This window comes from Pseudomonas cyclaminis, from assembly GCF_015163715.1.
GTDB lineage: Bacteria > Pseudomonadota > Gammaproteobacteria > Pseudomonadales > Pseudomonadaceae > Aquipseudomonas > Aquipseudomonas cyclaminis.
On the sequence record NZ_JADDUM010000037.1, the window covers coordinates 21,144 to 43,430 of the forward strand.

Annotated in this window: 22 protein-coding genes and 3 pseudogenes; 13 read left to right on the top strand and 12 right to left on the bottom strand. The window is 61.5% G+C overall.

The features are described from left to right. Position 1 precedes the first annotated feature (1 nt). The 5 genes from IQK56_RS06260 (at position 2) to aqpZ (ending at position 4,187) form a co-directional block, all read left to right on the top strand. Positions 2-1,228 (top strand): EAL domain-containing response regulator, encoded by a 1,227-nt coding sequence (locus tag IQK56_RS06260; RefSeq protein WP_193862710.1) that lies wholly within the window; start codon positions 2-4, stop codon positions 1,226-1,228. Next, the gene (locus tag IQK56_RS06265) at positions 1,225-1,626 is read left to right on the top strand and encodes a response regulator (RefSeq protein WP_150676912.1); all 402 of its coding nucleotides are present in this window, start codon (positions 1,225-1,227) and stop codon (positions 1,624-1,626) included. The genes IQK56_RS06260 and IQK56_RS06265 overlap by 4 nt, the downstream gene beginning before the upstream one ends. Before the next feature lie 71 nt (positions 1,627-1,697). After that, entirely contained in the window at positions 1,698-2,057 is a 360-nt protein-coding gene (locus IQK56_RS06270) for a type 1 fimbrial protein (protein WP_122305473.1), read from the top strand. Between the two features lie 123 nt (positions 2,058-2,180). Further along, the gene (locus tag IQK56_RS06275; RefSeq protein ID WP_122305474.1) at positions 2,181-3,365 is read left to right on the top strand and encodes a sugar transporter; all 1,185 of its coding nucleotides are present in this window, start codon (positions 2,181-2,183) and stop codon (positions 3,363-3,365) included. A gap of 114 nt (positions 3,366-3,479) precedes the next feature. Next, positions 3,480-4,187: an aquaporin Z gene (aqpZ, locus tag IQK56_RS06280; protein WP_122305475.1), complete on the top strand. Its 708-nt coding sequence runs from the start codon at positions 3,480-3,482 to the stop codon at positions 4,185-4,187. Between the two features lie 25 nt (positions 4,188-4,212). On the opposite strand, the gene tal is transcribed toward aqpZ, so the two are convergent. From tal to IQK56_RS06300, 4 genes and pseudogenes are all read right to left on the bottom strand, one after another. Next, positions 4,213-5,136 carry a transaldolase gene (gene tal, locus IQK56_RS06285; protein ID WP_122305476.1) on the bottom strand — a complete coding sequence of 308 codons (924 nt, stop codon included), beginning with the start codon at positions 5,134-5,136 and terminating at the stop codon, positions 4,213-4,215. A 23-nt stretch (positions 5,137-5,159) separates the two neighbouring features. Then, positions 5,160-6,113 carry a sugar-binding transcriptional regulator gene (locus tag IQK56_RS06290; RefSeq protein WP_032889554.1) on the bottom strand — a complete coding sequence of 318 codons (954 nt, stop codon included), beginning with the start codon at positions 6,111-6,113 and terminating at the stop codon, positions 5,160-5,162. 45 nt (positions 6,114-6,158) lie between these two features. Continuing rightward, the gene (locus IQK56_RS06295) at positions 6,159-6,959 is read right to left on the bottom strand and encodes a glucose 1-dehydrogenase (protein ID WP_193862712.1); all 801 of its coding nucleotides are present in this window, start codon (positions 6,957-6,959) and stop codon (positions 6,159-6,161) included. 9 nt (positions 6,960-6,968) lie between these two features. Beyond that, positions 6,969-7,732: pseudogene (locus tag IQK56_RS06300) on the bottom strand (SDR family oxidoreductase). Between the two features lie 102 nt (positions 7,733-7,834). On the opposite strand from IQK56_RS06300, the gene IQK56_RS06305 reads away from it, so the two are divergent. The 3 genes from IQK56_RS06305 to fdhA all read left to right on the top strand — a co-directional run bounded on the left by IQK56_RS06305 (position 7,835) and on the right by fdhA (position 10,712). After that, positions 7,835-8,467, top strand: a complete 633-nt coding sequence (locus IQK56_RS06305; RefSeq protein WP_193862016.1) for a sarcosine oxidase subunit gamma — start codon at positions 7,835-7,837, stop codon at positions 8,465-8,467. Between the two features lie 10 nt (positions 8,468-8,477). After that, the gene (purU, locus tag IQK56_RS06310) at positions 8,478-9,335 is read left to right on the top strand and encodes a formyltetrahydrofolate deformylase (RefSeq protein ID WP_016977808.1); all 858 of its coding nucleotides are present in this window, start codon (positions 8,478-8,480) and stop codon (positions 9,333-9,335) included. Positions 9,336-9,512: 177 nt separating this feature from the next. Beyond that, positions 9,513-10,712, top strand: a complete 1,200-nt coding sequence (gene fdhA / locus IQK56_RS06315; RefSeq protein ID WP_122305816.1) for a formaldehyde dehydrogenase, glutathione-independent — start codon at positions 9,513-9,515, stop codon at positions 10,710-10,712. Positions 10,713-11,115: 403 nt separating this feature from the next. Here fdhA and IQK56_RS06320 read toward each other — a convergent pair whose 3' ends face one another. From IQK56_RS06320 to IQK56_RS06335, 4 genes are all read right to left on the bottom strand, one after another. Further along, positions 11,116-12,090, bottom strand: coding sequence for a hypothetical protein (locus IQK56_RS06320; RefSeq protein ID WP_193862270.1), 975 nt, complete (start codon positions 12,088-12,090; stop codon positions 11,116-11,118). Between the two features lie 362 nt (positions 12,091-12,452). Next, positions 12,453-12,911 carry an anti-sigma factor domain-containing protein gene (locus IQK56_RS06325; protein ID WP_150674349.1) on the bottom strand — a complete coding sequence of 153 codons (459 nt, stop codon included), beginning with the start codon at positions 12,909-12,911 and terminating at the stop codon, positions 12,453-12,455. Positions 12,912-12,987: 76 nt separating this feature from the next. Beyond that, complete coding sequence (locus IQK56_RS06330) at positions 12,988-13,665, bottom strand: anti-sigma factor (RefSeq protein WP_122307723.1); 678 nt, start codon at positions 13,663-13,665, stop codon at positions 12,988-12,990. Continuing rightward, the gene (locus tag IQK56_RS06335; protein WP_150760220.1) at positions 13,662-14,288 is read right to left on the bottom strand and encodes an RNA polymerase sigma factor; all 627 of its coding nucleotides are present in this window, start codon (positions 14,286-14,288) and stop codon (positions 13,662-13,664) included. The genes IQK56_RS06330 and IQK56_RS06335 overlap by 4 nt, the downstream gene beginning before the upstream one ends. 130 nt (positions 14,289-14,418) lie before the next feature. On the opposite strand from IQK56_RS06335, the gene IQK56_RS06340 reads away from it, so the two are divergent. Then, complete coding sequence (locus IQK56_RS06340; RefSeq protein WP_193862271.1) at positions 14,419-14,991, top strand: DUF2780 domain-containing protein; 573 nt, start codon at positions 14,419-14,421, stop codon at positions 14,989-14,991. On the opposite strand, the pseudogene IQK56_RS06345 reads toward IQK56_RS06340, so the two are convergent. Next, positions 14,988-15,874: pseudogene (locus IQK56_RS06345) on the bottom strand (acyltransferase). The gene IQK56_RS06340 and the pseudogene IQK56_RS06345 overlap by 4 nt on opposite strands. A 172-nt stretch (positions 15,875-16,046) precedes the next feature. Between IQK56_RS06345 and rloA2 the strand changes: the two are divergent. The 4 genes from rloA2 to creD are packed head-to-tail and all read left to right on the top strand — an operon-like array spanning position 16,047 to position 20,089. Beyond that, complete coding sequence (gene rloA2 / locus IQK56_RS06350; protein ID WP_193862273.1) at positions 16,047-16,547, top strand: retropepsin-like aspartic peptidase RloA2; 501 nt, start codon at positions 16,047-16,049, stop codon at positions 16,545-16,547. Positions 16,548-16,556: 9 nt separating this feature from the next. Continuing rightward, positions 16,557-17,225, top strand: coding sequence for a two-component system response regulator CreB (gene creB, locus IQK56_RS06355; RefSeq protein ID WP_122307718.1), 669 nt, complete (start codon positions 16,557-16,559; stop codon positions 17,223-17,225). Next, a complete protein-coding gene (gene creC, locus IQK56_RS06360; RefSeq protein WP_193862274.1) occupies positions 17,225-18,664 on the top strand; it encodes a two-component system sensor histidine kinase CreC in 1,440 nt (479 codons plus the stop codon). Before creB ends, creC begins: the two co-directional genes overlap by 1 nt. A 51-nt stretch (positions 18,665-18,715) precedes the next feature. Next, a complete protein-coding gene (creD, locus tag IQK56_RS06365; RefSeq protein ID WP_193862275.1) occupies positions 18,716-20,089 on the top strand; it encodes a cell envelope integrity protein CreD in 1,374 nt (457 codons plus the stop codon). A 140-nt stretch (positions 20,090-20,229) separates the two neighbouring features. Here creD and IQK56_RS06370 read toward each other — a convergent pair whose 3' ends face one another. The 3 genes and pseudogenes from IQK56_RS06370 to IQK56_RS06380 all read right to left on the bottom strand — a co-directional run bounded on the left by IQK56_RS06370 (position 20,230) and on the right by IQK56_RS06380 (position 22,238). Further along, entirely contained in the window at positions 20,230-20,859 is a 630-nt protein-coding gene (locus IQK56_RS06370; RefSeq protein WP_150674344.1) for a glutathione S-transferase, read from the bottom strand. A 25-nt stretch (positions 20,860-20,884) separates the two neighbouring features. Continuing rightward, complete coding sequence (locus IQK56_RS06375; protein ID WP_150760215.1) at positions 20,885-21,139, bottom strand: hypothetical protein; 255 nt, start codon at positions 21,137-21,139, stop codon at positions 20,885-20,887. Beyond that, a pseudogene (locus IQK56_RS06380) lies at positions 21,136-22,238 on the bottom strand (PepSY-associated TM helix domain-containing protein). The gene IQK56_RS06375 and the pseudogene IQK56_RS06380 overlap by 4 nt, the downstream one beginning before the upstream one ends. Positions 22,239-22,287: the final 49 nt, after the last annotated feature.

Below are 22,287 nucleotides of genomic sequence, written 5' to 3' on the forward strand. Positions count from 1 at the left end.
TATGTCCTTCCTATCGCTTCGGGTACTGGTACTCGAAGATCACCTTTTTCAACGCTCGGTGGCCGTCAATCTGCTCAAGAAAATGGGCTGCGGTGAAGTCCTGGAGGCGGGAGATGGCGCTGAAGCGCTTGCTGTGCTGAAAGAGACAGGCCCCGTGGACGTGGTGGTGTGTGACCTGCAGATGGATGGCATGGACGGTCTGCAGTTCATTCAACGCATCAGTGCGACGGGCCAAGTCGGGGCAATCATCATCAGTAGCGGCCTGCCGGGCGACATCCGTCGCGCCGTCAGCCAGATGGGCGCGCTGCTCGACGTGAACGTGCTGGGGAATCTCGGCAAACCTTTGCAATTGGAGACGTTGCAGCCGTTGCTTCAGATGGCTTTGCACTCCCGGACCGTAACTCCCCGGGCGCTGCCGGGATGGGAATTGGCCGACGAACAACAGGTGCGCCGAGCCATTCTGGACCAACAACTGGAAGCCTATTACCAACCCAAGTTCGATTTGCGCAGCGGCGCCGTGACCGGTGTAGAAGTGCTAGCTCGTTGGAATCATCCCATTCTGGGCGTCCTGTCACCGGCGGTATTCCTGCCGGCGTTGGAGCGTGCCGGTCTGCTCGACGCGCTCCTGTTTAGCATGATGCAACAAGCGCTGGCCGTTCAATGTCGCGCTTTGGATCAGGGTATGGCCCTGAATGTGGCTTTCAACCTGCAAACAGCACAGTTGGCTGAGGTGGGTCTGCCCATGCGCATCAAGCGGATACTGGCCAGCTACCAGACACCTTACGCCAGCGTAACCTTCGAACTGACCGAGAGCGGTTTGCTGGAGGTCCCGGCGGTCTCCCTGGAAAACCTGGTGCGCTTGCGCATGATGGGTTGCCGTTTGTCGATCGATGACTTCGGTGCCGGGTTCTCTTCGTTGCAGCGTCTGTGCCAGTTGCCCTTTAACGAAATCAAACTCGACGCAGAATTCGTCCGAGGTTTGCTGCACGAGCCGCGCTGCCGGGCGGTGATCGAAAGCACCCTCGCGTTGGGGCGCACCCTTGGCATGTCTGTGGTGATCGAGGGAATTGAAACCGCCGAGCAGCGTCAGGCATTGCTTGAGTTGGGCTGTATCCAAGGGCAGGGGTATTGGCATGCACGGCCCATGAATGGCGCCGATCTGCTGCGCTGGTTGCAACGCAGTGCCGAACGCCCGTTATCCACGACCTTTGCCGGAAGCTGCCCATGATCAACAAAGCGTTGCGCATCATGATCGTCGATCCCGAGCACGTTCAGCGGCTGCGCCTGGAGCAGGATTTCAACCGCCAGGGCTATTACGCCATTGCGCCGGTATCGGGTTTGGACGACATGGTCACCCTGCTGGATTATGGCGACCGTGGTTTTGACTGGGTACTGATCAACGCCAACCTGAACCTGGAAGCGGGAGGCGACTTACAAACGTACTGCCTTGATCAGCCCCTGATGCGACAGGTTTGTATCTACGACCTGGCGCCGCAACGGCTGGCGATCCTGGACGCGACGATCAAAGGTAGGCGCGTGTTCAATGCGGTGCAACTGCCGGAAGGGGCGCCCATCGGCCCGTTTGTGAGTGCCGCTGCTTCAGCCTGTCTATCAGTCATTCCTTAAAGCGACGAAATACCTAAAGTCTGCCCGCGAAATGTCGACTACTGGGTAATAACCCAAGAAGGTACGTCGACATGAACAGTATGCGTATGACCGTGCTTACAGGCGTCGTTGCGGTATGGGGGGGCACCTGCATGGCTGCATCCCAAGGTGTCATTCACTTTAGCGGCAGCATCGTCGAGCAGGGGTGCTCGACGTCGGCGAGCAGCGGCTCGATGATGGAATTGAAGGGTTGCCCTGTGGCAAGCCGTGGCAGTCAGTTCGACGTACGGCCGGTCACCACGGTCAACGCCGTGGGCAATGCCTCGGGCAACGTGAGGCTGGTGGCCGACAGCGGCAGCGGGCGATATTACGACCAGCGGTATCTGGTGGTAGACAGCACCGGCAAGCCCATTCAGTCGGGGAACTATGTGGTCACCGTGACCGCACCGTGACAAAACTGAAGGTATTTTGAGGGGGATGAGCGTCAACAGCCGGCCGAGAAACCTATAGAATGTCGGGCGGCGGCGCTTGTCCTGGGTGGCCGCTCGATCATCGCCAGAGTACCTCGCCCTTCAATGAGCATTTCAGCCGCAACCCCCCAAGCCAATTGGCAACCGGTCATCGCCCTCGCGCTGGCCGCGTTTGTGTTCAATACCACCGAATTCGTACCGGTCGGCCTGCTCAGCGCCATCGGTGCGAGCTTCGACATGCCCGTGTCCAGCGTCGGCCTGATGCTCACCATCTACGCCTGGATCGTATCCCTGACCTCGCTGCCGGTGATGCTGCTGACGCGCAACGTCGAGCGGCGCAAATTGCTGATCGTGCTGTTCGGCATGTTTATCGTCAGCCATATCCTCTCCAGCGTCGCCAACAGTTTTGGCTTGCTGATGGTCAGCCGCGTCGGCATTGCCTTGTCCCATGCGTTGTTCTGGTCGATCACCGCGTCCCTGGCGGTGCGCCTGGCGCCGGAAGGCAAGCAGGTGCAGGCCCTGGGGTTGCTGGCGACCGGTACGTCCTTGGCGATGGTGTTGGGGATTCCCCTGGGTCGCCTGCTCGGCGAGGCCATGGGCTGGCGCACCACCTTCCTGGTCATCGGTGTTTTCGCGGCCGGGCTGGTGTTCTGGCTGGCGCGCACCTTGCCGCCGTTACCGAGCCAGAACTCCGGCTCCCTGCGCAGCCTGCCGCTGCTGTTCAAGCGCCCGGCGCTGGTGGCGCTCTACGTGCTGACGGCGCTCACGGTGACTGCGCAATTCACCGCCTACAGCTATATCGAACCCTTCGTCGAAGGCGTGGCCGGCATGGATGGCGGCGCCGTGACCCTGATCCTGCTGGTCTTCGGCGGCGCGGGCATCATCGGCTCGTTGCTGTTCAGCCTGGTGCACCGCTTCAACCCGCACCTGTTCGTGGTCGGCGCAGTGTTTATCCTCGCCGCGTGCCTGACGCTGATGCTGCCCTTGAGCGGCGCCGAGTCGTACCTGGTGATCCTGAGCATCTTCTGGGGCATGGCGATCATGGGCTTCGGCCTGGCCATGCAATCGAAGGTGCTGGTACTGGCGCCGGACGCCACGGATGTGGCCATGGCGATGTTCTCCGGCATCTACAACATCGGCATCGGCGGCGGCGCCCTGATGGGCAGCTGGGTCGGCAGCCACTTCGGCTTCGCCTGGATCGGCGTGGCGGGCGGGTTGCTGGCGGCGGTGGCGTTGGCGGGGTATTGCCTGGCGATTCGCAGGTTTGGGACGGGTGTGGCGCATCACTGAGGCGCCAAGCGCCACCCGTAAAGAACCAGACAAGTCTTACACCCCCCTTTGATACCCATTGCTACCGTCGCCCGGGACCGTCCACGTCCCTGTGGTGACGGCACTTGAACAGCAATGGAGTCACGTGTGCAAAAACGATTGACCGCAGAGTTCCTGGGTACTTTCTGGCTGACGTTCGGCGGCTGTGGCAGCGCCATTCTGGCGGCGGCATTTCCCGAGTTGGGCATTGGTTTTGCCGGGGTGTCCCTGGCATTCGGCCTCACCGTCCTGACCATGGCCTACGCGGTAGGCGGTATCTCCGGCGGCCATTTCAACCCGGCGGTGACTATCGGCCTGTGGGCCGGGCGCCGTGTGTGCGCGGCTTATGTGCTGCCGTATATCGCGGCGCAGGTGATTGGGGCTATTGCGGCGGCTGCGGCGCTGTACGTGATTGCCAACGGCCAGCCCGGTTTCGAAGTGGGTGGTTTCGCCGCCAACGGCTACGGCGAACTGAGTCCGGGGCTGTTCGATATGAAGGCCGCATTATTGGCTGAGGTGATCGCGACGTTCTTCTTTGTGCTGATCATCATGCGCGTGACCGCACCGGGCGCGGTCGCGGGTTTTGCGCCGATTGCCATCGGCCTGGCACTGACCTTGATCCACTTGATCCTGATCCCGGTGACCAACACTTCGGTGAATCCTGCGCGCAGCACCGGTCCGGCGCTGTTCGCCGGCGGCGAGTACCTGTCGCAGCTCTGGTTGTTCTGGGTGGCGCCCATCGTAGGTGGCGTGCTGGGCGCCTTGGCGGCACGTGGGTTTACGGTAAACGAACCAGCGCGCTGAGGGCGCGCTTCCCAGGTGGGCTGCGTTACAGCGCAGCCAACACCGCCTCCAGCTTCTCCTGATCCCGCGCAAACTGCCGAATCCCTTCCGCCAGCTTCTCAGTGGCCATCGCATCTTCATTCGACGCCCAACGGAACTGCGCTTCGTTCAACGGCTGGCGCGCTTCGCCCGGCGCGCCCGGTTGCAGTTTGCGCTCCAGCGGGCCGTTATCTTCGGCGAGCTTTTGCAACAGGTCCGGGCTGATGGTCAGGCGGTCGCAGCCGGCCAGTTGTTCGATCTGGCTGAGGGTGCGGAAGCTGGCGCCCATCACCACAGTCGGGATGGCGTTGGCCTTGTAGTAGTTGTAGATGCGCGTCACTGACTGCACGCCTGGGTCTTCGGCGCCGGTGTAGTCCAGGCCGGTGTTCTTGCGGTACCAGTCGTAGATGCGGCCCACGAATGGCGAAATCAGGAACACCCCGGCATCGGCACAGGCCTGAGCCTGGGCGAAGGAGAACAGCAGGGTGAGGTTGGTCTGGATGCCGGCTTTTTCCAGGCGTTCGGCGGTGCGGATGCCTTCCCAGGTGGACGCCAGTTTGATCAGCACACGGTCCCGGCCGACACCGGCCTGGTCGTACAGGGCGATCAACTGGTTGGCCTTGGCCCACAGCGCGTCTTCGTCGAAGGACAGGCGGGCATCAACTTCGGTAGAGATGCGCCCCGGAATCACCTTGAGAATGCCGCAACCCACCGACACCGCGAAACGGTCACAGGCCAGGTCGACATCGCCTTTGGACACGCTCACCGCGTTACGCAGCAACTCGGCGTATTCCGGGATGGCGGCGGCCTTGAGCAGCAGCGACGGGTTGGTGGTGGCGTCCACCGGGCGCAGGCGGCTGATGGCTTCCAGGTCGCCGGTGTCGCAGACCACGGTGGTGAATTGCTTGAGTTGTTCGAGCTTGGACGTCATGAGCGGCTGTCTCCAAAAAAAGGTTATTGGTTGAGGGCCTGTGCGGTATCCAGGTCGGTGATCAGGATGTCCAGATAGCCGCCCTTGAGCGCGCCACGAATCGCCTGGACCTTGTTCAGCCCGCCGGCCAGGCCGAGCACGCGGTGGATCGAGCGCAGCTTGGGCAGCGCCACCGACACCACGAATTCTTCATCTTCTTCCAGCACCGGTTTGCCCTGGGCATCGAAGTAACGCAGGCAGATATCACCCACCGCGCCGCGCTCGGCCAGCAGGCGCAGCATGTCTTCGGTGTAGTAGTTGCCGCTGTTGCGCAGCAATTGCGAGGGCTCAAGATCGCCGATGCCGACAATCGCCAGGGTGATGCTGTCAAAGCGTTGGAGCACTTCCTTGACCTCTTCCATCTGCACGATGCGCTGCTTGCTCTGCACCGACTGCTCGATACTTTGGGACGGCAGCAAATACGCCGGGCAGTTGAGCAGGGTGGCCAGGCGTTGGGTCAGCAGCGTGGCTTCGAACGCGCCTTTGTTGCCGACGCCGCCCAGCAGTTGTACCACTTCCTCGGCACCTTGCTTGCCCGACTGCGCATGCAGGTGGCCGACCATGGCGCGGATGGTGCTGCTCCACGAGGAAATACCGATATGGTCCTGGGGCGACAGGCTGGTTTCCAGGTAGTGGGCAGCCGCCGAACCGATGGCTTGCTTGATGCTTTCGTCATTGCCGGGCTCGGTGGCTTCCACCACGATCACCCGGCGCACGCCGTAGCGGCGTTGCAGTTGGGTTTCCAGCTCCAGGTGCAGGCCTTGCAGGCGCATCACGCTGATCTTCACGACGCCTTCTTGCAACGCCCGGCGCAGGGCGCGGCTGATAAAGGACTGGGACAGGTCCAGTTGCGTGGAGATTTCGGACTGCTTGAGCCCTTCTTCGTAATAGAGGCTCGCGATCTTGGTGATCAGGCGCTGTTCTTCGATCTGGCTCATGAAGGCCTCAGTGATGACATCAATGCGGGTGAGGATACCAAACCCTTAAGACATGATCAGGCCGCCGTCGATATTGATCGCCTGACCGGTCAGGTACGCCGCGTCATCCGAGGCCAGGAACGCCACCAGGCCCGCCACATCCGAGGGCTTGCCGGCACGGCGCAGGGGGATGTTCTGGACCCATTCGGCCATCAACTCGCCCTTGCCGTAGCGCTTTTCGTCGGTGCTGAGAATCTCGCCCCACACGCGGTCGTTGTAGTCCCACATCTCGCTTTCGATGATGCCGGGGCAAAACGCGTTGACCGTGATGTTGTGCGGCGCCAGTTCCAGAGACAGGCTTTGAGTGATACCGATCACGCCCATTTTGCTCGCGGCGTAGTGGGGCGTGTAGATAAAGCCCTGGCGACCCTGGCCGGACGAGGTATTGATCAACCGCCCGCTGCCTTGCTTGACCATGTACTTGGCCGCCTCCCGGCACCCGAGCCACACGCCGGTGGTGTTGACTTGCAGCACCTTGTCGAAGTCGGCGCGGGGCATTTTGTCGTAGTGGTCGATGGTGATGATGCCGGCGTTCTGTACCGACACGTCGATGCTGCCGAAGCGGGCGTGGCCTTCGCGGTAGAGGCGTTCGATATCGCTTTCGTCGGTGACATCGATGCCAAGGGCGAGGGCGTTCACGCCGTATTCCCGGGCCAGTTGCTCGGCGGTGAAGGTCACGCGCTCCAGGTCATTGGAGGCCAGCACCAGGTTGGCGCCTTCCTGGGCGAAACGCTCGGCAATCCCGGCGCCGATGCCACGGCAGGCGCCGGTGACCACTACAGTTTTACCGCTGAATCGTTGCGACATGATCAACTCCTACCAGCACACAAAGCCGCCATCGACCAACAGGTCGACACCGGTGCAGAAAGACGAGGCCTGGCTGACCAGAAAGATCGCCGGGCCGACCATTTCGTCCACGCTGGCCATGCGGCCCATGGGCGTGGTCTGTTCAAAGATCTTCACCTGGTCGGCCACTTCCGGGCGCGAGTTCATCGGCGTGGCGGTGTAGCCCGGGCTGATGCAGTTCACGCGCAGGCCCTTGTCGGCCCATTCCATCGCCAGGCTTTTGCTCAGGTGAATCACCCCGGCCTTGGAGGTGTTGTAGTGCGCCTGCAACAGGCCGCGATTGACGATGCTGCCGGACATGGAGGCGATATTGACAATGGCGCCTTTGCCACGCGGGAGCATCACGGCGGCCTGGGCCTGGCAACTGAGGAAGATGCCAGTGAGGTTGATGTCCAGGGTGGTCTGCCAGCGTTGCAGTTCCAGGTCCTCGGCGGCCTGGGCGTTGGCGATGCCGGCGCAGTTGACGGCCACGCTGAGTTCGCCGAGTTCTTGCTCGGTTCGTGCGACCGCCGCATCCAGCGCGGCGCGCTCGGTGACGGTGCCGCTCAGGGCCAGGGCGCGCCGGCCCAGGGCCTGGATGCGCTCAACGGTGCTGGCGATGCCGGGGCTGCCGGGCAGGTCAAAACACGCCACGTCGGCACCGGCTTCGGCCAAACCTACCGCGATGGCTTGGCCGATGCCGCTGCGGCGCCGGTGACAAAGGCGACTTGGCCCTGAAGACTGAAAAGTTGCATGGAAAACTCCGTTATTTGAAAGCGCCGCTATCCAATGTGGGAGGGGGCTTGCCCCCCCGATGAGGCCATCAGCCTCACAACAGAATTCAAAACAGGTGCTTTATGACAGCAGCCAATGTTTACCAACAACGCCCCACCACCGGCGCCAAGGCCGAGTCCTCGCTGCACCACGCCGACCTCCCCAGCCTGGTCGGCAAGGGCCGCAAGAACGCCGGCGTGACCGTGCGGGAAAAGAAACTCCTCGGCCACCTGACCATTCGTGGCGACGGCCATGATGCCGCCTTCGCCGCTGGTGTGCACAAGGCCCTGGGCATCGAACTGCCCGGCGCCCTGCAAGTCATCATCAAAGGCGAAACCAGCCTGCAATGGCTCGGCCCGGATGAGTGGTTGTTGATCGTGCCAAGCGGTGAAGAATTCGCCGCCGAGCAAAACCTGCGTGCCGCGTTGGGCGATTTGCATATCCAGATCGTCAACGTCAGCGGCGGCCAGCAGATTCTTGAACTGAGCGGCCCGAACGTGCGCGACGTGCTGATGAAATCCACCAGCTACGATGTGCACCCCAACAACTTCCCGGTGGGCAAGGCGGTGGGCACGGTGTTCGCCAAGTCGCAACTGGTGATTCGTCACACCGCTGAAGACACTTGGGAACTGCTGATCCGCCGCAGCTTCTCGGATTACTGGTGGCTGTGGCTGCAGGACGCCGCCGCCGAATTCGGCCTGAGTGTTCAAGCCTGAGGAATGACCCATGAGCCGCGCCCCTGATACATGGATTTTGACTGCCGACTGCCCCAGCGTGCTCGGCACGGTGGACGCGGTCACCCGCTACCTGTTCGAGCAGGGTTGCTACGTCACCGAGCACCATTCGTTCGATGATCGCCTCTCGGGCCGGTTTTTTATTCGAGTGGAATTCCGCCAGCCCGATGGCTTCGACGAGCAAGGTTTCCGCGATGGCCTGGCCACTCGCGGTGAAGCCTTTGGCATGATCTTCGAGCTGACGGCGCCGAACTACCGGCCAAAAGTGGTGATCATGGTCTCCAAGGCCGATCACTGCCTCAACGACCTGTTGTACCGCCAGCGCATCGGCCAGCTGTCGATGGACGTAGTCGCGGTGGTGTCCAACCACCCCGATCTGAAACCTTTGGCCGACTGGCATCAAATTCCCTACTACCATTTCCCCCTCGACCCCAACGACAAACCGTCCCAGGAGCGTCAAGTGTGGCAAGTGGTGGAAGATACCGGCGCCGAACTGGTGATCCTTGCGCGCTACATGCAAGTGCTGTCGCCGGAGCTGTGCCGCAAGCTGGACGGTAAGGCCATCAACATCCACCACTCGTTGTTGCCGGGGTTCAAGGGCGCCAAGCCTTACCATCAGGCGTACAACAAGGGCGTGAAACTGGTGGGCGCCACGGCGCATTACATCAACAACGACCTGGACGAAGGCCCGATCATCGCCCAGGGCGTAGAAGTGGTGGATCACAGCCACTATCCCGAGGACTTGATTGCCAAGGGGCGGGACATTGAAGGGCTGACATTGGCGCGGGCGGTGGGGTATCACATTGAGCGGCGGGTGTTTTTGAACGCCAATAGGACGGTGGTGCTCTGACTGGCGCCATCGGGGGCAAGCCCCCTCCCACAGTGGAATGCATTCCAAATGTGGGAGGGGGCTTGCCCCCGATGAGGCCCTTACAATCAACACAAGAAACAGCATCTGTAACCCGAGCATTTAACGCGCTGCCCCTAGGGCAACGCAGTTCCATAAAAACAACAGCGAGGTGAAAGCATGTCTGGTAATCGTGGTGTCGTGTATCTCGGCAACGGCAAGGTCGAAGTACAGAAAATCGACTATCCCAAAATGCAGGACCCCCGTGGCAGGAAGATTGAGCACGGCGTCATCCTGCGCGTGGTTTCCACCAACATCTGCGGCTCCGACCAACACATGGTGCGCGGCCGCACCACTGCCCAGACCGGCCTGGTGCTGGGTCACGAGATCACTGGCGAAGTGATCGAAATGGGCAGCGGCGTCGAAAACCTGAAAATCGGCGACCTGGTCTCGGTACCGTTCAACGTCGCCTGCGGCCTGTGCCGCTCCTGCAAGGAACAACACACCGGCGTGTGCCTGAGCGTCAACCCGGCCCGTCCGGGCGGTGCCTACGGCTACGTCGACATGGGTGACTGGACCGGTGGCCAAGCCGAATACGTGCTGGTGCCTTACGCCGACTTCAACCTGCTCAAACTGCCGGACCGCGACAAGGCCATGGAGAAAATCCGCGACCTGACGTGCCTTTCCGACATTTTGCCGACCGGCTATCACGGCGCCGTGACCGCTGGCGTTGGCCCGGGCAGCTCCGTTTACATTGCCGGTGCCGGTCCCGTAGGCCTTGCGGCTGCCGCTTCCGCACGCTTGCTCGGCGCGGCGGTGGTGATCATCGGCGACGTCAACCCGATCCGTCTTGCCCACGCCAAGGCGCAGGGTTTTGAAATTGCCGACCTGTCCACCGACACGCCGTTGCACGAACAGATTGCTGCGCTGCTTGGCGAGCCCGAAGTGGACTGCGCCGTCGATGCCGTAGGCTTTGAAGCACGCGGCCACGGCCACGATGGCGTCAAGGCCGAAGCCCCGGCCACCGTGCTCAACTCGCTGATGGGCGTGGTGCGTGTAGCGGGCAAGATCGGTATCCCTGGCCTGTACGTCACTGAAGATCCAGGTGCCGTCGACGCCGCCGCCAAAATGGGCAGCCTGAGCATTCGTTTTGGTCTGGGCTGGGCCAAGTCCCACAGCTTCCACACTGGCCAGACGCCGGTGATGAAGTACAACCGCCAGTTGATGCAGGCGATCATGTGGGACCGGATCAACATCGCCGAGATCGTTGGCGTGCAGGTGATCAGCCTGGATGACGCGCCGCGTGGGTACGGCGAGTTTGATGCGGGTGTGCCGAAGAAATTTGTGATTGATCCGCATAAGTTGTTTAGTGCGGCGTAGTTGATAGATAGGGCGACTTAGAGTCGCCCTTGTTTTGTGGAGATCAGGCTTTTATTAATAGCCAACTGATAAACATCGTCAGGGCTGATAGATGGGTAATGAGTGAGGGTATAACCATCCAGCATCTGAGGCGTCTCGGGATCTTTTCAACATCTGCCGTGAGTATCAGGTTTCTCCATTGAAATAATTTTGGCAGAAGAATAACCGCGGCCACGACATATAGACGCACGTGTCTTCCCTCAAAGGGTAAGCGGCGCAGAGTAAGTCGAGTCCCGACGATGTATGCGCTGCATTGCAGATAATGTTCTGCTGCATCGAGCTTATCGAACATGACATAAAAGTTGAGTGGGAGGCTGAGTAGCATGATGGCTCCTGACAACATGCCAATAGATACCGGGTCCATTCAGTCTCCCCAGGTTTTGTAGAGAAAGCTGCCCGCATCTATGCCTACGTCGCTCGCGGCGGAGCCTAGGGCGAACCCTCCTGCAGCGCCTCCTACGATTGCACAAGCCAGGGCCCCAGCGCCGGCTGTAGGTATGCCAAAAACAAGCATGCAGGCACCCATCCCGATAGCCGCGCCAATGTTTCCTCCTGCGTATGCACCACCAAGGCCAAACACCAACTTGCCTCCTTCAACATACTTTGCCTGCGCACATTCTTGCTCACGCCCGGTGGAGCAAGCCTCCGATATTTCCAGCGTCGTTGCTCCAATATCCAAAGCGATCCCAATATAAGTGCCTTTTTTCAAGATCTCCGAGGCCCTAGCTACTCGCTTGACAGTCTCTTCGTACCCGCGAATCTCCCCGTGATGCCAATAACTCTTACTGGAAATACCCAGCATCTTTTTAATCGAACCTTCATTTTTCAGGCCCGTGCCCAACCTTGCCAACCCCGAAAGTTGACCATCCAGCCTCGCAAATAACGCTCTGCGCTTAACCAGAAACTCATTCCTCGCACCCGCAGTGGCGTTCTTCAGGTATTGCTTATGCAATTCATCGATTTCCTTGAGCGTCTGCTCGATCTGCGTCAGGTGCTTGCTCCAAGCACCGCTCACACTGCCGATACCCAAAGACGCATGGGACATGATGGCCTGTATCTGATCGTAGTTTTTGATCAAGAGTTGATCAGTGGCGGAATGCGCGAACAAGGCATGTTTGATGTTAGCGGCTGATTGCATCAAGCGAGCTTCTTCAGCTGTACAGGCAGCAGTTCGGCTGTCCCCGATAATGACCAACTGCCCAGGCAGCACGACGGTGTTGCGAATGTGCTGGTTGAGGATGTCGAACTTGGTTTGGGTATTTGGGTTGAGCGAAAGGCCAAGTTTGAGCAGCGGATAAGGCTGCGGCCGTTCATTGATAAATGCATAGGCTCCCTGCATTGCGTGCACCTCCAGGACTGTGGCGCACGACTATAAGAAGGCGCTACAAGCGAGGTAAGACGCATGCAGGGGCGGTTTTAACGTTTCGGAAATGGACTACTTAAGTCCAGGCGAATGCCTACGATTGCAGCCGTCTGTAGATCACATCCAGCAGATCACACCCATCGCAGCGGGGAGGGGATGGCGCTGTCGTGGACGACCGGGGAGCTACAAGCGCCATCCTCCGCCATGAGCAAGCCATCCAGCCGATGAAGATCAAATGTGGGAGGGAGCTTGCTCCCGATGACGGTGGGTCAGCTACACATAGGCGGCCTGACACTCTGCCATCGGGGGCAAGCCCCCTCCCACACGGGTTTACGCTGTCAGCGGGTAGCCAGTGCGCCTTGATAAACCGTCGGGCCTGTCGGCTGCTTGGTCACCGACCCACCTTTGGTCTCCGCACTTACCATCAACTCCACCGGCTGACTGATGCTCGCCTGCTGGCGCGGGTTCAAGCCGATGATGCCTTGGCCATCCTCCGGCAGCAGCCCCAGCGAAACCGGCTGGCCACCTTCGGGCAGGGCCCACAGTTCCAGGCTTTGGTCGGGTGCCGGGGCCGTGGTGGCGATGGGTTCGACTTCGAGGTAGTCCTTGTGCGCTCTGATTTGCGCGGCCGGCTGCTGGGTGGTGGTCACCAGGGTGGCGGCGGACTTGACGTTGTCCTGAGTGTAGAGCGCGCCGCCGAGGCCGCAGAGGAGGGCTAAGCAGACGCCGATAAACAGGCGGGTGCGGTTCCAGAATGGGGGCTTCTGTTCAATCACTGTGGGGCGTGTCGCGCTCATTGAGATTTTCCTGACAGGGCTTTCACACTTGTCATGGACCCCGATAGGCGCGATGGGTTCCTGGCCCCGGTTCAGCTCACAGTGATGCCAATTGGCCTTGATACAGCACCGGCCCGGTTGGTTGACCGGTCGGCGAGCCGCCGCGGGGCTCCAGGCTCACGGCCAGGGTCAGCGGCGCTGTCAGCAGCGCTTGCTGTTCCGTGCTCAACTGGATTCGCCCCTTGCCGGCAGCTGGCACCAGCCCCAGTGAGATGGGTTTGCCACCGGGCGGGATGACCCACAGTTCCAGGTCTCGCGTCGGCTCCACCGCCGCCAAGGCCAGCGGTTCGATTTGCAGGTGGTCGCTGAACGCCTGGATGTGCAGGGCCGGTTGCTGGTCGGCGGCGACCAGCGTGGCGTTGTATTCCACGGATGTGTCGCGCTGGTAAAGCAGGCCGACCAGCACCGCGAGCACGATCCCAAAGGCTGCCGCCAACAGGCGCAGGTTCATCCAGAACGGTTTCTGCGCCGGCACATGCAGCACTTGCGGCTCGATCCGTGCGTTGATGACTGCCCACACATGCTCAGGCACTGGCCGCTCGGGCAGGGCGCCGGTCAGGCTGGCAAGCGCTTCCTGCCAATGGCCCAGTTCGACGCGCAACGCGGCATCGTCCAGCAAGAGCGCATCAAACCGCCGACGGGCGGTGGCGGGCATCAGGCCGATGGCGTAGTCGGCGGCGAGGGCGCGGCGCAGGGCTGTGGTTTGGTAGTTCATGATTCAAGGCACCTGCGCAGGCGCTCCATACCGCGGCGAATCCAGGATTTGACCGAGCCCAGCGGCGCGGCCAAGTGTTCGGCCAACTCCGAGCACGACAGGCCCTGGAAGTAAGCCACAGTGATCGATTGACGCTGCATGCCGTCGAGGGTATCGAGGCAGCGGTTGAGGGCGCGGGCGTCGCGTTCGCTGTCGAGCAGGTCGTGGGCGCTGGGGCCTTCGTCGGGCAGGGCGTCTTGTTGACCGTCGGCCAAGGGTTGTTCGCGGCGTTTACGCAGTTGGTCGATGGCCAGGTTGCGGGTGATGTTGATCATCCAGGTCATCGGCGCAGCCATGTGGGCTTCGTAGCGCGAGGCGTTGTACCAGATGCGTATGAAGGCTTCCTGCAGCACCTCTTCAGCCAGATCCTGGCGGCCCATAAAGCGCATGGCAACGCCGTGCAGACGTGGCGATACAGTGCGATAGAGCGTTTCAAACGCCTGGCGATTGCCCAAGGCGCATTGGGCCAGCAGGGGCCGCAACGGGTCAGCATCGGTGAGGGTGATAGGGCTTCTCCAGGCTCTCGTTCGAGGGCGACGGGACTGCGCACGGTAGGCAGAGGTTAGTTCAGCTTGGGCATTCATTCCATCCTGCTCCGGGCGGGGTATGAAGCCTATACGTAGGGTAGGGCGATTCGGATGCGGGTGTGGGAACAATCCCCCGGAATGCCCAGTCAAACGCCTGCTTTCGCACCTACATCCAGAGGTTGTTTCAATGAAGATTTCACGCGGTTTCGCCCTTTCCTGCCTGATGACCCTGGCGGCCACCCCGGTGTTTGCCGCAGGCTTCAGCCTTGGCGACGCGGCCAATGCCATTTCCGGTATGCAGGGCGGCAACAACAAAGCCGCTGCCGCCGCGCCGTCGTCCGAGACGGCCGGCCTGCTGAGCGCCCTGACCTCGCAACTCAATATCACCCCCGAACAAGCCGTTGGCGGTACTGGTGCCATGCTGGGCCTGGCCAAGAACAAACTGAGCGGCAACGATTACTCGCAGTTGGGCAGCAGCGTGCCTGGCCTGGATCAGCTGTCGGGCAACAATGCCCTGGGCAGCCTCGGTGCCTTGAGCGGGATGCTCGGCCAGACCGGCGGCAGCAAGACCAGCGGCTTGGACGGCCTGCTGGGTAATGTGAAGGACACCAACGACCTCAGCACCGCGTTCAGCGCGCTGGGTATGGACAGTGGCATGATCGGCCAATTCGCCCCGGTGATCCTGCAATACCTGGGTGGCCAGGGTGCCAGCAGTTCCGTGCTGGGCAAGCTGGCCCAGGCCTGGGGCACCGGCAGCTAAGCAGATTCCGCGCGCAGTTGCCCGATGCGCGCGTCCTTCTCCTTCCAGAGCTGGTTGACCCAGTTCTGGACGGTCTGGCGAAACGCCGGGTCGTTCTCGTAATCCCCCTGCCACAACGCCGGATCCAGCTCACGGGTGCGGATATCGATGATCACCTTCGGCACTGCGCCGCTGATCAAGTCCCAGAACCCCGGAATCTTCTGCTGCGGATAGACCACCGTGACGTCGAGGATCGCGTCCAGTTGCTCACCCATCGCCGCCAGCACAAACGCCACGCCGCCCGCCTTGGGCTTGAGCAAGCTGTCGAACGGCGAATCCTGCTGCTTGTGCTTGGCCCTGCTGAACCGTGTGCCTTCCAGGTAATTGACGACCGTCACCGGCTGGCGCTTGAACAGCTCACAGGCCTGCTTGGTGATCTTCAAGTCCTGCCCCGCCAGCTCCGGATGCCTGGCCAGGAACGCCTTGCTGTAGCGCTTCATGAACGGGTAATCCAGCGCCCACCAGGCCAGGCCCAGGAAGGGCACCCAGATCAGTTCTTTTTTCAGGAAGAATTTGAAGAACGGTGTACGCCGGTTAAGCGCCTGGATCAGCGCCGGAATATCCACCCAGGACTGGTGGTTGCTGATGACCAGGTACGAGGTGTCACTGCGCAAGTCGCCGCCGCCGCGAATCTCCCATTGGGTCGGGATGCAGCAGGCGAAGATCAGTTTGTCGATTTCGGCCCAGGTCTCGGCGATCCACATCACCGCCCATGACATGTAGTCACGCAAGCGCCCGGGGCCACCAGCTTGAGCAGGGCGAACACCAGCAAGGGGCCGATCAGGATCAGCGTATTGAGTAACAGCAGCAGGGTGACCAGACAGCCGGTGAGCAGGCGGCGCATAAGCAACTCTTGGGATCTTGTGGACGGGCCATGATAAGCAAGCTGAGTCTAGAGGCCAAATCTCAAAACGCCTGACGAATGTTTCACAAGGCACCCGGTAGGGTGGGCTGACTAACTAACAGTCACTTTTGCGGTCTAGAATCCGCCTACTTAATTCAAGGAAACCACCTACGTGAAATCTATCCTTGCCTTGCTTGCCCTCGTTGCGCTGCCTGTCATGGCCGCCGAGCCGACCCTTTACGGTCGCTACGAATACATCCAGTTGCCGGAGATCGGCGAAACCTTCAAGGCCAAGATGGACACCGGCGCGCTGACCGCCTCGCTGTCGGCCCGCGACATCGAGACCTTCACCCGTGATGGCGACGACTGGGTGCGCTTCCGCCTCGGCGGCAAGGACGCTACCAACAAAGTCTACGAACACAAAGTCTCGCGCATCAGCAAGATCAAGAGCCGCGCCGACGAAGACGACGACAAGGACGAAGCCAGCGTGGCCAAGCGCCCGGTGATCGACCTGGAAATGTGCCTGGGCGACGTCAAGCGCACCGTCGAGGTCAACCTCACCGACCGCAGCAGCTTCAACTACCCGCTGCTGATCGGCGCCAAGGCCCTGCGTGAATTTGGCGCAGCGGTAAACCCGGCCAGTCGGTACACTGCCGACAAACCGGACTGCTGACAGACCCAAATGCCCCACATCCTGATTGTCGAAGACGAAGCGGCGATAGCCGACACGCTGATATTCGCCCTGCAAGGCGAGGGCTTCACCACCACCTGGCTGAGCCTCGGCCAGGAGGCATTGGCCCATCAGCGCCAGAGCCCAGCCGACCTGATCATCCTCGACATCGGCCTGCCCGACATCAGCGGTTTTGAAACCTGCAAGCAATTGCGCCGTTTCACCGAAGTGCCGGTGATGTTCCTCAGCGCGCGCGATGGCGAGATCGACCGGGTGGTGGGGCTGGAAATCGGCGCGGATGACTATGTGGTCAAGCCGTTCAGCCCGCGGGAAGTGGCGGCGCGGGTCAAGGCGATCCTCAAGCGGGTCGGCCCCGGCGTTGCACCGGCGGTGTTCCAGGTAGACCTGGAGCGCATGCAGATCCACTATCGCGGCCAGCCCCTGAGCCTCACGCGCCATGAATTCCGCCTGCTGCAGAGTCTGCTTGAGCAACCCGAGCGGGTGTTCAGCCGCGAGCAGTTGCTCGATGCGGTGGGCGTAACGGCGGATGCCGGCTACGAGCGCAATATCGACAGCCATATCAAAAGCCTGCGCAGCAAACTGCGTAGCGTGGCGGCGCAGGCCGAGCCGATCCAGACCCATCGCGGTCTGGGCTACAGCTACAGCCCGAGCAACAGCTGATGCGCCTGGGGCTACGGATTTTCCTGGTGTACGCGCTGTTTATCGGGCTTACCGGTTATTTCGTGCTCAGCACCGTGATGAAGGAAATCCGCCCCGGCGTACGCCAGTCCACCGAAGAAACCCTGGTGGACACCGCCAACCTGCTGGCCGAGATCCTGCGCGACGACGTAAAAAACCGCACCCTCGGCCAAAGCCACTGGCCGGAACTGCTCAAGGCCTACGGCACCCGCCAGCCCGGCGCGACCATCTGGGGCCTGCCGAAAAACCAGGTCAACCACCGCATCTATGTCACCGACGCCAAAGGCATTGTGTTGCTCGACTCCACGGGCGAAGCAGTGGGGCAGGACTACTCCAAGTGGAACGATGTCTACCTGACCCTGCGCGGCGAGTACGGCGCCCGCTCCACCCGCAGCGCAATGGATGACGCCACGTCATCGGTGATGCACGTGGGCGCGCCGATCCGTGACAACGGCCAGATTATCGGCGTGGTCACGGTGGCCAAACCCAATAGCTCATTGCAGCCTTATGTGGATCGCACGGAGCGGCGGTTGCTGTGGTACGGCGCCGGATTGGTCATCCTGGGCCTGCTGTTGGGCGCGCTGTTGTCGTGGTGGTTGAGCGTTGCGCTACGGCGGCTGACGGCCTATGCCGAGGCGGTCAGCGAAGGCCGGCGTGCCGAGTTGCCCCATTACCGTGGCGGCGAGTTGAAGCAGTTGTCCACCGCCGTGGAGCACATGCGCACGCAACTGGAGGGCAAGGCCTACGTCGAACATTACGTGCACACCCTGACCCATGAATTGAAAAGCCCGCTGGCGGCGATTCGTGGCGCGGCGGAGCTGTTGCAGGGCGACATGACCCGTGAGCAGCAGCAGCGTTTTGTCGGCAATATCGACAGTGAAAGTGCGCGCCTGCAGCAGTTGATCGAGCGGCTGCTGAACCTGGCGCAAGTGGAGCAACGCCAGGGCCTGGAAGAGCAGGTGAGTATCCCGCTGGCAGCCTTGGTCGACGACGTGCTCAAGGCCCAGTGTGCGCGAATCGAAGGCGCCGGCTTGCACGTGGAGCAGACGATTGCAGCGGAAGTGAAGGTGTTCGGCGAGCCCTTCCTGCTGCGCCAGGCACTGGGCAATCTGCTGGAAAACGCGTTGGATTTCACACCGCCTGGCGGCCTGTTGAAATTCGCGGCGCAGACGCACCACAACGCGGTGCAGGTGAGCCTGTTCAACCAGGCTGCCCCGATTCCCGACTACGCCTTGCCGCGCCTGAGCGAGCGCTTTTATTCGCTGCCACGCCCGTCCAGCGGACGCAAAAGCACGGGCCTGGGCCTCAACTTTGTCGAGGAAGTGATGAAGCTCCACGGCGGCGCGTTGCAGATCGGCAACGTCCCCGGCGGCGTGCGCGTGGAACTGCATCTCCACACAGTCTCCACATTACCCACATAAAACCCCCACACACGCGGCCCACTCTCCTTCCATCAAAACAGGGAGAGACCCATGAACCGCAGCCTGCTTTTCAAACTTGGCGCGATTGCGCTGCTGATCCTGCTGTTGCTGATTCCGTTGCTGATGATCAACGGCATCATCAGCGACCGCCAGCAACTGCGCGACGGCGTACTGATGGACATCGCCCGCAGCTCCAGCTACGCCCAGCGCCTTACCGGGCCGGTGATGGTAGTGCCGTATCGCAAGACCGTGCGCGAGTGGAAGCTCAATGAAAAGCTCAACAAGCGCTACGAAGAAACCCGTGAAGTGCGCGGTCGTTTGTATTTCCTGCCGGAGCGTTTTGAACTCGACGGCAAGGTGCAGACAGAGCTGCGTGCACGGGGTATTTACCAGGCGCGACTGTTCCATGCCGACAACCGCATCAGCGGGCGTTTTGTGCTGCCGGAGCAGTGGGGCATCACCGAGAACTACGCCGATTACCGCTTTGAACCGGCGTTTCTGGCAGTGGGCATCAGCGATATTCGTGGCATCGAAAACGCACTGAAACTGGAACTGGGCAGCCAGCGCCTGGAGTTCTCACCGGGTAGCCAGGTGGGTTGGCTGGGTGAAGGTGTGCACGTCGAACTGCCGGCGCAGGACAACAAGAAACCGGCCGCCATGGACTTCGCCTTTGACCTGCGCCTGCAAGGCACTGAACAACTGCAAGTGGTGCCGGTGGGCAAGACCAGCCAGGTGTCGCTGGCCTCAAATTGGCCACATCCGAGCTTTATCGGCAACTTCCTGCCGGCCCAGCGCGAGGTCACCGACCAAGGCTTCACGGCCAACTGGCAGACCTCGTTTTTCTCCACCAACCTTGAAGAAGCCCTGCGCGGTTGCCTTTCCGAAAACAGCTGCGAGGACTTCAACAGCCGCAGCTTCGGCGTGAACTTCATCGATCCGGTGGACCAGTACCTCAAGAGCGACCGTGCGATCAAATACGCGCTGTTGTTTATCGCCCTGACCTTTGCCGGCTTCTTCCTGTTCGAAGTGCTCAAGAGCCTGGCGGTGCACCCGATTCAATACGCCTTGGTGGGCGTGGCGCTGGCGTTCTTCTACCTGCTGCTGTTGTCGCTGTCCGAGCACTTGGGCTTTGCCCTGGCGTACCTGATTTCGGCGAGTGCCTGTGTGATGTTGATCGGCTTTTATGTGTGCCACGTGCTGCGCAGCGTCGTCCACGGCCTGGGGTTTTCGGCGGGGTTGGCGACGTTGTATGGCTTGTTGTACGGACTGTTGAGCGCCGAGGATTACGCGCTGCTGATGGGGTCGTTGTTGCTGTTCGGTCTGCTGGGCACGGTGATGGTGCTGACGCGTAAGCTGGACTGGTACGGCGTGGGCAAGCGCAAGGTGGTTGAGCCACTGCAGTTTGACCTGGAGGCGGTGCAATGATCGGGTTGCGCGAGGATCAGCAAGAGCGGGCGCTGTTGGTGAGCAAAATCAACACGCTATTTCCAGTGTGGCGAAGGGCAGTTGTGGCAAGCCCGCTCACCACAACAATCGGGCTCACCACAGGCGAGCCAAGCGGTCCGCTAGACCGGTGGCTGGGTCTGCTGCATCGACGGCCGCTGGCTGATCTCGGCGTACCACGCAGCTAGCTTGGGATTATCCAACCGCCATTGCATGTCCGGATGGCGAAAGTCCAGGTAACCCAAGGCGCAGGCCACGCTGATGGCGGCGATGTCGAAGTGGCTGGTCAGTTCGGCAATCGCGTCCTGCTCCAATTCGGCGAGGGCGCGACGGATCTTGTTGCGCTGCTCGTCGAGCCACGGGGCCCAGTGTTTTTCTACCGGGCGCAGGGTGGTTTCGTAGCGCACCAGCACGGCGGCATCCATGATGCCGTCGGCCATCGACGCCAGGGTCAGGCGGCGCCAGCGGGCCGAGCCGTCGCGGGGCATCAGCGGGTTGCCTACATGCTGGTGGTCCAAGTAATCGAGGATCACCCGGCTGTCGTGCAATACCGTGCCGTCCGCCAGGCGCAGGGCCGGGATCTTGCCCACGGGGTTGCCTTGCACCACCTGAGCATCCGGGTTGACCGGGGTCGGCATGCACCCTTGCAGGGCGACGCGATCCTGCTGGCCGGTTTCGATCAGCAGCACGCGGACTTTACGCACGAAGGGTGAAGCCGGGTTATGAAACAAGGTCATGCTGGGAGCGGACATGGGCATTCCTCTGAATAGGCTGGAGCTAGCCTAGAGGGTTGCGCGGTGGCTGGCGAGGGGGATTGTGGGTGTTTTTATGGGCCTCATCGGGGGCAAGCCCCCTCCCACACTTGAACAACCCCCAGGCACCCATTGCGGCAGGTATGCCCAGCCCGAGCCAACTCAACGAATCCCACAACCCATCCCCCAGCAGCGCCGCAAACAACCCGGCGGCGCTGAGCAGGCCAATCCCCAGCGGAAAGCCAAACACTTTCCAGAAGTTCGACTGACGCGGCTTCATGCCTTGCCTGCCTTGCGTCGCACGATCCACAGGTAAATCCCGCTGACCAGCACCACGATGGTCAACACATCCAGTACCGCCCACAGGATCTTCATCGGCATGCCGCCGTAATCACCGAAGTGCAGCGGCTGGGACATGCCCATGGCGTCCATGTACCAGGGCCGTTCGGCGATGGCGGTGACGGCCAGGGTGCTGGCGTCGATCAGCACCGGCGTGAGCAGGTGCGAGGTCAGGTGCGTACTGCCCTTCATGAACACCGCGTAATGGTGCTCGCTGGAAAAGCGCGTGCCGGGGAAGGCGATAAAGTCCGGCCGCATGCCCGGCGCGCCTTGGCGGCGATGGTCAGCAGTTCCGTTGCGGGCGCACGCAGGGTCAGCGGCGGGGCATTCTTGTAGGGTTCGATCATCGCGCTGAGGCTGTCCTGGCGCCAGGCGGCGATGATCAGGTCGGCGCAGGCGCTGATCACGCCGGTCACGCCTACCACCAGCGCCCAGGTCAGGGTGACCACGCCGATCAGGTTGTGCAGGTCGAGCCAGCGCAGGCGGGTGGATTTGTCCTGGCGCACGGTGGCGAACTTCAAGCGACGCATAAACGGCAGGTACAACACCGTGCCGGAGATGATCGCCAGCACAAACAACACGCCCATGAACGCCAGCAGCAACTTGCCCGGCAGCCCGGCGAACATATCCACATGCAGGCGCAGCAGGAACAGCGTGAAACCGCCATTGGCCGAGGGCATTTCCACCGCATCGCCGGTGCGCGCGTCGAGCATGAAGGTGTGGGACGAATTGGGCTCGGTGCCGGCGGTGGCGGCCATGATCGCGATCACGCCGTTCTGATCGTCCTCGTCCCAGGCCAGGTATTGCATGGCTTCGCCGGGCCGATGGGCCTCTGCTTTAGCGACAAGCTGCTCCAGGTTGAGCTGCGGCGTATCGGCAGGCATCTGTGCCAGCGTGGGCTCGTTGCCCAGCAGATGGTCGATCTCATGGTGAAACACCAGCGGCAGGCCAGTGAGGGCGAGCAGCAGGAGGAATACGGTGCAGATCAGGCTGGTCCACGTGTGGAGGAAGGACCAGCGGCGGATGGTTTTGCTTTTCATTTTCTAGCCTTATACACACCAAAGCCGCCCACGGGGCGGCCTGGTTGTT